Annotated in this window: 1 protein-coding gene; it reads right to left on the reverse strand. The window is 69.0% G+C overall.

Annotation, left to right across the window (positions count from 1 at the left end; translation table 11 throughout):
* Positions 1-71: 71 nt before the first annotated feature.
* Entirely contained in the window at positions 72-12,641 is a 12,570-nt protein-coding gene (locus tag A5782_RS01545) for a type I polyketide synthase (RefSeq protein WP_067094111.1), read from the reverse strand.
* Positions 12,642-12,977 lie beyond the last annotated feature (336 nt).

Consider the following 12,977-nt stretch of genomic DNA (forward strand, 5'->3'; position numbering starts at 1 on the left):
AGAGAGCCCTCACTCATGGCGCCGCTCCTCATCATCGCTGCGCTCTGCACCGTCGCTGACGCGGCCCATGGCTATTCGTCGTCGTCCAGCAGCGCGGCGTTCACGAGGTCGTCGAGGTCCATATCGGCGATGTCCTTCTCCGCAGAGAAAGAAGTCGCCGCCGGCGCCGCGGACTGCCCGTTGCCGCCGGAAGATTCGTTCGCCAAGGCCAGCAACAGCTCCAAGACCCCCGCCTGGCGAAGACGCTTGACCGGAATCGATCCGACGACCCGCTGAATCTCCGCTTCGCCCGGTGCGGCTGCTACCGAGGGTTGGTCCGACGACCCGACCAGTTCTCGATACATGTAGCCGGCCAACGCGGCGGAGTTCGGGTAGTCGAAGATCAGCGTCGGTGAAAGCGCCAGCCCCGTCGCGGCTTTGAGCCGGTTGCGCATTTCGACGGCGGTCAGTGAATCGAACCCGAGTTCCTGGAACGCCCGGTCCGGGTGGATCGCCTCCGGGCTGGCGCTTCCCAGCACGGTGGCGATGTTGGCACGCACCAAATCCAACAGGATCGATTGCTGCTCATCCTCGGGCAATCCTTCAAGGCGTTGCAGCAGAGCGGATTTCGACTTGGCGGCAGCCAACGAGTCATCGACCTGGCGCCGCGTCGGCGCGTTGATCAGATCGACGAACATCGGCGGCAACGTGCCCCCGTCGAACTTGACCCGCAATGCCGCGAGGTCGATGTGGGCGGGCAGCATGAATGGCTCATCGACGATGAGCGCGGTGTCCATCAACTCCAGCGCCTGGTCCGAGGACATGGCGACGATCCCGTCCCGGCCGAACCGGGCACGGTCGGCGGCCCCCAACGCACCGGTCATGGCGCTGGCCTGATCCCACAGACCCCAGCCCAGCGAGATCGCCGGCAGCCCGTGCGCCCGTCGATGGGCGGCCAGCCCGTCCAGGAATGAGTTGCCGGCCGCATAGTTGGCCTGACCCGATGCCCCCGCAAGTCCTGCGATCGACGAAAACATGACGAAGGCAGACACATCCAACTCGCGGGTCAACTCGTGCAGGTTCCAGGCCGCGTCGACCTTGGACCGCAACACGGATTCAATCCGGTCGGGGGTCAGCGACGTCACGACCGCGTCGTGCAGGACCCCAGCGGCATGAATCACCCCGGTCAGCGGATGCTGCATCGGGATATCGGCGATCACCTTGGCCAAGGCCTCGCGATCGGCGGCATCACAGGCCACCGCCTGCACGTGCGCCCCGGCCGCGCTGAGCTCGGCCACCAGTTCCGCGGCGCCCGGTGCATCCAGACCGCGGCGGCTGACCAACACCAGATTCCGTGCGCCATGGCGGTTCACGACGTGCCGCGCGACCGCCGATCCGGCCATTCCGGTCGCGCCGGTGATCAACACCGTGCCCGCCGTCCACGCGTCGGGCATCGTCATCACGACCTTGCCGACATGACGGGCCTGACTCAGGTAGCGCAGCGCGGCGGGCGCACGCCGCACATCGAATCTGGTGACCGGCAACGGCCGTAGCACGTCTTCGCCGAACATGGCGGCCAACTCGTCGAGCATCTGCGCGATGCGATCCGGTCCGGCCTCGAACAGGTCGAAGGCGCGGTAGCGCACACCCGAGTGGTCCCGGGCCACGACCTCGGGGTCGCGGATGTCGGTCTTGCCCATCTCCAGGAAAACCCCGCCGGGGGCCACCAGGCGCAGGGAAGCATCGACGAAATCGCCGGACAGCGAGTCCAGGACCACATCCATGCCGCGCCCGCCGGTGACCGCCCGGAACTTCTCCTCGAACTCCAAGCTGCGCGAGTCGGCGATGTGATCGTCGTCAAAGCCCATGTCTCGCAAGGTGTCCCACTTGCCACGGCTGGCGGTCGCGAACACCTCCAGACCGATGTGCCGGGCCAGTTGGACCGCGGCCATTCCGACCCCACCGGCGGCGGCGTGCACCAGCACCCGCTCACCCGGCTTGGCGCCCGCCAGGTCCACCAGCGCATAAGACGCCGTGGCGAACACCACCGACGCCGTCGCGGCGGCGGTGTGTGACCAGCCGGCCGGCACCTTGACCAGCAGGCGCTGGTCGGTCTTGGCGATTGTTCCGGTCCCGTCCGGGAACAGCCCCATCACGCGGTCGCCGACGGCGAAACGCCCGTCTTGCGAAGCGGTTTGCGGCCCAGTCTCCAAGACCACGCCGGAGGCCTCGATTCCCATGATCGCCTCGGGGTCTGGATAGAGCCCCAGCGCGATCATGACGTCACGGAAGTTGGCCGCGATGGCCGACAGCGCGACTCGCACCTGGCCGGGGCCCAACGGCGCGTCGGCGTCCGGAATCCGCTCTATCCGCAGATTCTCGATCGTGCCGTAGCCGCTCATGCCGAGTCGCCACGGTCCGTCGCCGGGTGGCAGCAAGAGCCCGCCGACGGCGCGGCTGCCGAGCACCCGCGCGGTGTAGACCGTCCCCTTGCGCAGTATTGCCTGGGGCTCGCCGAGCGCCAGAACCGCTGCTATCGCGTCCGAATCCAGGGGCGCATCGGTGTCGACGAGCATGATTCGTCCGGGGTGCTCGGTCTGCGCCGACCGCACCAACCCCCAGACCGCCGCGCCGGCCAGATCGGTGACGTCCTCCCCCGGCAGCGTCATCGCGCCCCGGGTGGCTACCACCAGGGTTCCGGCGCCGTCGCGGGACAACCAGGATTGCAGCACGGGCAGGACCGTCCGCGTCGCCGCGTACACCTCGGTGATCACGTCGCCGGACACCGGCTCCGATTCGAACAGCACCGCCGATCGCTCGGCCTCGGCGCCGTCCAATTCCGGTGCACCCCAAGCGGTCAACGCCACCGGCTGCACCGCCGATGATGGCTGAGCGGACCAGATGACCTCGAAGAGCCGGTCCGGTCCCGAATTCGAGACCGCGGCCAGGAGCTGCTTGTCGGTCACCGGACGGGCCACCATCGACGCCACCGAGAGCACCGGCAACCCCAACCCGTCGGCCAACTCGATCGACACCGCCGACGGGCTCACCGGCACGATCCGCGCGCGTACCGCCCCGGCCCCCGCCGCGTGCAGCGACACCTGCTGCCACGAGAACGGGACCAACATCGAACCCTCGGCGAGTTCCTCGCTATCGGAGGCCAACATGACCGCGTGCAGCGCCGCGTCGAGCAAAGCCGGGTGGACGCCGAAACCGGCCGGCGATACCCCGGCGTCGGCGGGCAACGACACTTCGGCGAAGACCTCATCGCCGCGACGCCACATCGATGTCAGGCCCCGGAACGCGGGCCCGTACCCGTAACCACGCTCGGCCAGTAGCTCGTACCCGTCGCCGACATCCACCGGGACAGCGCCCGCCGGCGGCCACGCCGACAGATCCGCGCTCGGCTGCACCGAACCCGCCCGCAGCACACCCTCGGCATGTAATGACCAGCCCGAGCCCACTTCGGCCCGCGAAAACACCGACACCGCACGGGCATCCGAATCGTCCGGGCCGCCAACCACGACCTGAACCGCGACCGACCCACCGGCCGGCAACACCAGCGGCGCCGCCAGATTCAGCTCGTCGACGATGTCGCAGCCCACCTCGTCGCCGGCGCGGATCGCCAACTCGACAAATCCCGCGCCGGGGAACAGCACGACGCCGCCGACGGCATGATCCGCCAGCCAGCCCTGTGTGCTGGGTGACAACCGGCCGGTCAACACCACTCCACCCGAGGCCGGCAGTTCCACCACCGCGCCCAGCAGGGCGTGCTCGCTGGCGCACAGGCCCAGGCCCGCGGCATCGGCCGGGGCGCCGTCGGCGGCAAGCCAAAAGCGCCGCCGGTCAAAGGCATATGTGGGCAGCTCGACAAAATTGGCTTTGAAATCAGCTCCGCCCAGGGCGCCGCGCCAGTCCACATCCATCCCGCGGACGAACCCTTGCGCGACGGCATTGACGAGGGAAACCGGCTCCGGGCGATCCTTACGCAGGGCGGACATCGTCGTCACCGGGGCTGCCATCGGATCGCAGTCCAGTGATTCTTCGATCGATGCCGTCAGGCCGCTGCTCGGCCCGACTTCGAGGAACCGATTTGCGCCGGCCGAGTGCACGAAACGCACACTGTCGGCGAATCGCACCGCCTCGCGCACGTGTCGCTTCCAGTACGCGGCCGAAGCGAAGTCGTCCCCTGCCAGCTGTCCGGTCACGTTGGACACGATCGGGATCGTGGGCTTGCCGATGGCCAGTCCGGCTGCGACGGTTCCGAATTCGTCGATCATCGGATCCATCAACGGGGAGTGGAAGGCGTGCGACACGGATAGTCGATGCACGCGGTGGCCGTCGGAGCGCAGCCGGTCCGCGATCGCGACCACCGCATCTTCGGCGCCCGAAATCACCACCGACGTCGGCCCGTTGACCGCGGCGATGGCCACGCCGGCTTCTTCCGAGGGCACCAGCAGCGGACGCACCTCGTCTTCGGTGGCCTGCACCGCGACCATCGCGCCACCCTCCGGCAGGGACTGCATGAAGCGACCCCGGGCCGCCACCAGCACCGCGGCGTTCTCCAGGGACAGCACACCGGCGACGTGCGCGGCCGACAGCTCCCCGATCGAGTGGCCCATCACGAAATCGGGGCGCACACCCCATGATTCGAGCAGCCGGAACAGGGCGACTTCCACCGCGAACAGCGCGGGTTGCGCGAACTCGGTGCTGTTCAGCAGGTCTTCGTCGTGCCCCCACATCACTTCGCGCAGCGGGCGAAGCAGGTGCCGGTCCAGTTCGGCCACGACAGTGTTGAACGCCTCGGCGAAGACCGGGTAGCCGGCGTGCAATCCCATTCCCAAGCCCAGCGTCTGGGATCCCTGGCCCGGGAACACGAAGACGGTCTTGCCGGCGGTTACCGTGCCACGAATGACCGAGCCGGTCGGGTCGTCCCCGGCCAATTCGTCCAGCCCCGCCAGCAGCCGGTCGCGGTCGCTACCGACGACGACGGCCCGGTGCTCGAAGGCCGACCGGCCCGCCAGTGACCACCCGACGTCGGCAACGTCCACATCCGGTCGGTTGTGCAGGTAGGCCGCCAACCGGGTGGCCTGAGAGTTCAACGCCGACAACGATTTCGCCGACACCGGCCACGGCACCACCGGCGCCTTGGGGCCGTCCACGACGCGCGGCGATTCGACCGGCACGGCCTCGACGATGACATGGGCGTTGGTGCCGCTGATGCCGAACGACGACACGCCCGCCCGGCGCGGACGGTCGCCGGGCCAGGCCCGCGCCTCGGTCAGCAACGACACTGCACCCGCCGACCAGTCGACGTGCGGGCTGGGCTCATCGACATGCAATGTCGCGGGCAGCATCTCGTGGCGCATCGCCAGGACCATCTTGATCACCCCGGCGACCCCCGCGGCGGCCTGCGTGTGGCCCATGTTCGATTTGATCGAACCCAGCCACAGCGGCTGTTTCTCGGGCTCCGCCCTCTCTTGCCCGTAGGTCGCCAGCAGCGCCTGGGCTTCGATCGGGTCACCCAAGGTGGTTCCGGTGCCATGACCTTCGACGACATCCACGTCGGCCGCCGTCAATCCGGCACTGGCCAGCGCCGCACGCACCACCCGCTGCTGCGAGGGACCATTGGGCGCCGTCAACCCGTTCGAGGCGCCATCCTGATTGATGGCCGAGCCGCGCACCATGGCCAGGACCGGGTGTCCCAGCCGCTGCGCATCCGACAGGCGCTCCACCACGAGCATGCCGCCGCCCTCGGAGAATCCGGTGCCGTCGGCAGCGCCGGCGTAGGCCTTGCACCGGCCATCCTCGGACAACCCGCGCATGCGGCTGAACTCCACGAAGATGTCGGGCGTGGCATTGACCGTGACGCCACCGGCCAGGGCCAGGTCGCACTCGCCGGTACGCAGCGACTGCGCGGCCATGTGCAACGCCACCAGCGACGACGAACACGCCGTGTCCACCGACACCGCCGGGCCCTCCAGCCCCAGCACATAGGACACCCGCCCCGATGCCACGCTCGACGACTGTCCGGTCAGCCGGAAGCCCTCCGCGGTAGGGGCCGCGCCGATGCCGTAGCCCTGCGTGTACACGCCGGCGAACATTCCCGTGGCGCTGCCGCGCAGCTTGCCGGGTTCGATTCCCGCTCGCTCCAAGGCTTCCCAGGACAGCTCGAGGAACATGCGCTGCTGCGGATCCATCGCGAGCGCCTCGCTCGGCGCGATGCCGAAGAAGGCCGGATCGAAGTCCGCGACACCGTCCACGAAGCCGCCGATGCGGGTGTAGCAGGTGCCCGGAACATCGGGATCGGGGTTGTACACACCCGCCAGGTCCCAGCCGCGATCGCTCGGGAATTCGGAGAGCACGTCGCGGCGCTCAGTCAGCATGTCCCACAGGTCGTCGGGCGAGTTCACCCCGCCCGGATAGCGGCACGCCATGCCGACGATCACGATCGGGTCATCGTCGGTGGCGCGAGCGACCGGTGCGTGCTTGATCTCTTGTGGGACGCCGGCGAGTTGGGTGCGGATGTAGCCGGCCAGGCCGTTGGGCGTCGGGTAGTCGAAGATCAAGGTGGGCGAAAGTGCCAGTCCGGTAGCGGTTTTGAGCCGGTTGCGCATCTCGACCGCGGTCAGCGAGTCAAAGCCCAACTCCTGGAACGCCTTGTCGGGGTCGATCGCCTCGGGCGTGCTGTTCCCCAGCACGGTGGCGATGTGCGAGCGGACCAAATCCAGGAGCACGGCGTGCTGCTCGGTCTCGGACAACCCGTCCAGGCGATGCGCCAGCGCCGATTTCGATTTCGCGGCCGCCAGTGAGTCATCGACACGGCGGCGCGTCGGGGCGTTGACCAGATCGGTGAACATCGGCGGCACCGCGACCGCATGGGCCCGCAGCGCGCCGAGATCGATGCGGGCCGGCGCCAGGAACGGTTCGTCGACGATCAATGCGGTGTCGAAGAGCTGCATGGCCTCGTCGGAGGACAACGCCAGGATCCCGTCGCGGCCCAGCCGGGCGAGGTCGGCGGCGTCCAGTCCGCCGGTCATGGCGCTGGTCTGATCCCACAGTCCCCAGGCCAGCGAGATCGCCGGCAGCCCGTGCGCTCGCCGATGTGCGGCCAGCCCGTCCAGGAACGAGTTCGCCGCCCCGTAGTTGCCCTGGCCCGACGAGCCCACCAGCGCGGCCATCGACGAAAACATCACGAAGGCAGCCAGATTCAGGTCTCGGGTCAACTCGTGCAGGTTCCAGGCCGCGTCGACCTTTGCCCGCAGCACCGCATCGATGCGCTCGGGTGTCAGCGAGGTGACCATCGCGTCGTCCAGCACGCCGGTCGCGTGAATCACGCCCGACAGCGGTCGCTGCGCCGAAATGCCGGCGATAACCTGCGCCAGCGCCGCCCGATCGGCGGCGTCGCACGCCACCACGCGCGCCCGGGCTCCGGCGGCTTGCAGCTCGGCAATCAACTCGGCGGACCCGGGCGCGTCCGGACCGCGCCGGCTCAGCAGCACCAAGTCTTCGACGCCGTGGTGCGCCACCAGGTGACGAGCCAACGTCGAACCCGCCATGCCGGTTCCGCCGGTGATCAGCACGGTGCCCGCGCCCAGCCCGGCACCCGGCCCAGAAGGCAGCGTCATGACGACCTTGCCGATGTGGCGAGCCTGGCTCAAGTACCGCAGCGCGGTACGCGCGCGTCGCACGTCAAAGGTCGTGACCGGCAACGGCTCCAGCACCCCGGCGTCGAACAGTCCGGCGAGCTCCACCATCCACTGATGCATCCGGGGACGGCCGGGCTCGAACAGGTCGAAGGCGCGGTACCGGACACCCGGGAACTCCTGGGCCACCACACCCGGGTCGCGGATGTCGGTCTTGCCCATTTCCAGGAACACGCCGCCGGGAGCGACGAGCCGCAGTGAGGCATCGACGAATTCGCCGGCCAGCGAGTCCAGCACCACATCCATGCCGCGCCCGCCGGTGACCGCCCGGAACTTCTCCTCAAATTCCAAACTTCGCGAATCCGAGATGTGGTCATCGTCAAAGCCCATGGCCCGCAACGTGTCCCACTTGCCGCGGCTCGCCGTCGCGAACACCTCCAGGCCCAGATGCCTGCCCAGCTGAACCGCGGCCATCCCGACGCCACCGGCGGCGGCATGCACCAGCACCCGCTGTCCGGGCTTGACGTCGGCCAGGTGGATGAATGCCATGTACGCGGTGGTGAAAACCGCTGAGATGCCGGCGGCTTCGGCATACGACCAGTCGGCGGGCTTGTGCTGCAGCAGGCGGACGTCGCCGGGCACCAGCGTGCCGCTGCCATCGGGGAAGAAGCCGTACACCGAATCACCGACCGCGAACTCGGTGACCCCCGGCCCGACTTCGACCACCACGCCGGCACCTTCGCCACCGAGCAGGGCGTCGTGGGTGAACATGCCCAGGGTGATCATGACGTCGCGGAAGTTGGTGGCGATGGCGCGCAGGGCCACCCGAACCTGGCCGGGCTCCAACGCGGCGCTCGCGTTGGGAACGGGCTCCAACTGCAGGTTTTCGAAGGTGCCCGCGCTGCTGATGCCGAGCCGCCAGGGACCGTCCGCCGGGGGCGTCATGATGCCGTCGACCGCGCGGTTGCCGTGCACTCGTGCGGTGTAAGCCTTGCCGTCGCGCAGCATCACCGTGGGCTCGCCCACCGCGAGGACGGTCGCTATCGCGCTATCATCAAGCGCCGCATCAGAATCCACCAGCACGATCCGGCCGGGATGCTCGGTTTGCGCCGACCGGACCAGCCCCCAGACCGCAGCGCCGGCAAGATCGGGGACGTCCTCCCCCGCCAACCCCATCGCGCCCCGGGTGGCGACGATCAGCACTCCGGAGTCATGCTCGGTCAGCCACGACTGCACGGCCGCCAGCGCCCGATGCGTACGCTCATACGTTCCTGAGACCGGATCTTCGCCCGCGTCAACGGATTCGAATACCTCGTGCACGGGCGGCTCGGTGTTGACGGTCGCCGATGCGGCCGGTGACCACACCACCTCGAACAGCCGGTCCGGGCCCGAGGCCGAGACCGCCGCGCGGAGCTGCCGCTCGCTCACGGGGCGCGCGACCATCGCGCGCACCGACAGCACAGGCAGACCGAGTCCGTCGGCCAGCTCGATCGACACCGCTGCGGAGGCCGCCGACGCTGTAGCCGGCGCGATGCGCGCACGTACCGCCGACGCGCCGGCGGCGTGCAACGACACGCCCTGCCAGGAGAACGGCAACACGACTTCGCCGGGCTGACCGGCGATGTGGTGGCTGACGATCAGTGCGTGCATGGCCGCATCCAGCAACGCCGGGTGGACGCCGAAACCGTTGATGCCGCCGGCGGCGTCGGGCAGCCGGACCTCGGCGAACACCTCGTCGTCGCGCACCCACGTCGCGGTCAAACCCTGGAAAGCAGGGCCGTAGCCGTAGCCGCGCGCGGCCAGCTGCTCGTAGCCGTCGGCAGCGTCGACCTTGACGGCTCCCGGCGGCGGCCACGCCGACAAGTCCGCACCCGGCTCGACCGAGCCCGTGCTCAGCGTTCCTTCGGCGTGGCACGCCCAGCCGGAGCCGGTGTCGGGACGCGAGAAGATCGACACCCCGCGCCGGCCGGATACCTCGGCGGGACCCACCACCACTTGCACGGCAACCGATCCCGACCCGGAATCCTTGCCCGGCAACATCAACGGCGCCTGCAGCGTCAGTTCGTCGACGGTCGAACACCCGACTTCGTCACCGGCGCGAATCGCCAACTCCACAAAGCCGGATCCGGGGAACACGACCGCATCGGACACGGTGTGGTCGGTCAACCAGCCCTGCAGGCTCGGCGACAGGCGGCCCGTCAGCACCACCCCGCCAGATGCCGGCAGCTCGACAACCGCACTCAACAGTGGGTGCTCGCTGGCGCCCTGCCCCAGGCCCGAGGCGTCGGCCGTGATGCCTTCCCCGGAGAGCCAAAACCGGCGCCGGTCAAAGGCATACGTCGGCAGCTCGACGAACCCGGCGCCGTCCAGCGCACCGCGCCATCGCACGTTCACCCCCGCGACAAACGCAGCGGCAGCCGAGGTCAGGAATCGTTCGAGTCCGCCGTCGTCGCGGCCCAGGGTGGGGATGACGATGGCCTCGGTGTCGTCACCGCCGTGGTCGTTGACGGTGTCCTCGATGCCCGCCACCAGGGCCGGGTGGGGACTGGATTCGATGAACGTCCGGTACCCGTGCTCACACGCGCTGCGCACCGCCTGGTCGAACTGCACCGTCTGACGGATGTTGCGATACCAGTAATCAGCATCCAAACCTGCCGTGTCCAAACGGTTTCCGGTCACCGTGGAAAAGAACGCGATGCGCGAGGACCGCGGCTCGATACCGGACAACACCTCCGCAAGGTCACCGCGGATCGCCTCGACCTCAACGGAGTGCGAGGCGTAGTCCACGTCGATTCGCCGGGTCCGCAGCTCGAGGTCGGCGCAGAAGCCGACGAGCTCGTCGAGCGCGGCCACCTCACCCGACACCACGACGGCCGCGCGGCCGTTGACTGCGGCGATGCTGACTCGACTGCCGTAGGGCGCCAACAACTCTCGGGCCCGCTCGGTGCTGCAGGCAATGGACAGCATGCCACCGGGGCCGGCCAGCGACGTCAGCAACTTGCTGCGCAACGTGACCACCCGGGCGGCGTCGTGCAACGACAGCGCGCCGGCGACGTAAGCGGCGGCGATCTCACCCTGCGAATGCCCGATCACCGCATCCGGATTCACCCCGACCGACTTCCACAGCTCGGCCAGCGACACCATCACCGCAAAGAGCACCGGCTGCACGACGTCGACGCGGTCGGATCCCGGGGCACCGGGGGCGCCCCGGAGCACGTCGGTGAGCGACCAGTCGACGAATTCGGCGAAGGCCTCTTCGCATTCTCGGATCTGTTCTGCGAATACCGGTGCGGTATCCAGCAATTCGACAGCCATACCCAGCCATTGGGAGCCCTGGCCGGGGAAGACGAACACGGTCTTGCCCGCCGGCGTCGCGGTGCCCCGAATGACCGATCCGGTCGGGTCATCGTCGGCCAGCTCGTCAAGCCCGGCCAGCAGCCGGTCGCGGTCACCGCCCACAACGACCGCGCGGTGCTCAAATGTCGCGCGACCCGCCAACGACCACCCGACGTCGGCGACGTCCAGATCACCGTGCGCACGAACGTGTTCGGCCAACCGAGCCGCCTGCGCCGCCAACGCCGACGGCGATTTCGCCGACACCACCCACGGAACCACCGGCCGCGCAGGCCCGGCCTCCCGCACCGGCTCCAGCGGAGCGGCCTCCACGATGACGTGCGCGTTGGTGCCGCTGATGCCGAACGACGACACGCCCGCCCGGCGCGGGCGCTCGGCCCGCCAGGGCTGCGCCTCGGTCAGCAACGACACCGCACCCGCCGACCAGTCGACGTGCGGGCTCGGCGCATCCACATGCAGCGTCGGGGGCAGTGTCTCGTGGCGCATCGCCTGCACCATCTTGATCACGCCGGCCGCCCCCGCGGCAGCCTGCGTGTGGCCCATGTTCGATTTGATCGAACCCAGCCACAGGGGCTCGCTGCGATCCTGCCCGTAGGTCGCCAGTAACGCCTGCGCTTCGATCGGGTCACCCAAGGTGGTTCCGGTGCCATGGCCCTCGACGACATCCACGTCGGCCGCCGTCAATCCGGCATTGGCCAGCGCCGCACGCACCACCCGCTGCTGCGAGGGACCATTGGGCGCCGTCAACCCGTTCGAGGCGCCGTCCTGATTGACCGCCGAACCCCGCACCACCGCCAGGACCGGGTGCCCCAGCCGCTGCGCATCCGACAGGCGCTCCACCACCAGGATGGCGCCCCCCTCGGACCAGCCCACGCCATCGGCCGCACCCGCATACGCCTTGCACCGGCCGTCGGGCGCCAATCCGCGGTGCCGGCTGAACTCCACGAAGACCGTGGGCGTGGCGTTCACGGTCGCACCGCCGGCCAGGGCCAGGTCGCACTCGCCGGTACGCAGCGACTGGACGGCCATGTGCAACGCCACCAGCGACGACGAACACGCCGTGTCCACCGACACCGCCGGGCCCTCCAGCCCCAGCACATAGGACACCCGCCCCGAGGCGACGCTGGAGGTCATGCCGGTCAGCCGGTAGCCCTCGATCTCCTCGGCGAGCATGCCGTAACCCTGAACGATGAGCCCGGCGAACACCCCGGTGGCGCTGCCGCGCAGCCCGCTGGGGTCAATCCCGGCCCGCTCCAACGCTTCCCACGACAATTCGAGCAGCATCCGATGTTGAGGATCCATCGCGAGCGCCTCGCTGGGCGCGATGCCGAAGAAGGCCGGATCGAAGTCGGCGACACCGTCGACGAAGCCTCCGGTGTTCACATAGCACTTGTGACGTGCGTCGGGGTCCGGGTCGTACAGGCCCGCCACATCCCAGCCGCGGTCGGTGGGAAACTCCGAGATCACGTCGCGGCCGTCGGCGACCATTTGCCACAGCGCCTCCGGGCTGTCCACGCCTCCCGGGAAGCGGCAGGACATACCGACGATGGCGATCGGCTCGTTGGACCGTTCCAGCAGGGTACGGTTGGTGCGCTTCAGGCGCTCAACCTGGACCAGCGCTTTACGCAGCGCTTCGGTCGCATGCTGGAGTTGATCAACCATCACAAACCTCGCCTAACCTTCACCTGACGACGTTCGGCCGTCTTTGACCGCCGGATGCGGTTCTCGCCGAGTCACGGAATTGCTGCACGAGGCGACGTCGTTTCCCGTTCGACCAGCGTCGTGCCGCTCTGGAACCAAGAATGTTGCTGGTGAGTATGGCCAACTCCGACAGGATTTCAAAACGTCCGCTGCTCCCGGCTGCTACGGGAGGACCGGCATGGAGGGGTGCGCCGCGCCGCGCAAAGAAGATGTGACGCCGGATGCCCGGAGTGCTCGCTGGACAGCGGCGCGCTGTAGACATGGCCCGACGTCCATGGCGCGACTGTACCCGGCCAG

Source organism: Mycobacterium sp. 852002-40037_SCH5390672, from assembly GCF_001665875.1.
Taxonomy (GTDB): domain Bacteria; phylum Actinomycetota; class Actinomycetes; order Mycobacteriales; family Mycobacteriaceae; genus Mycobacterium.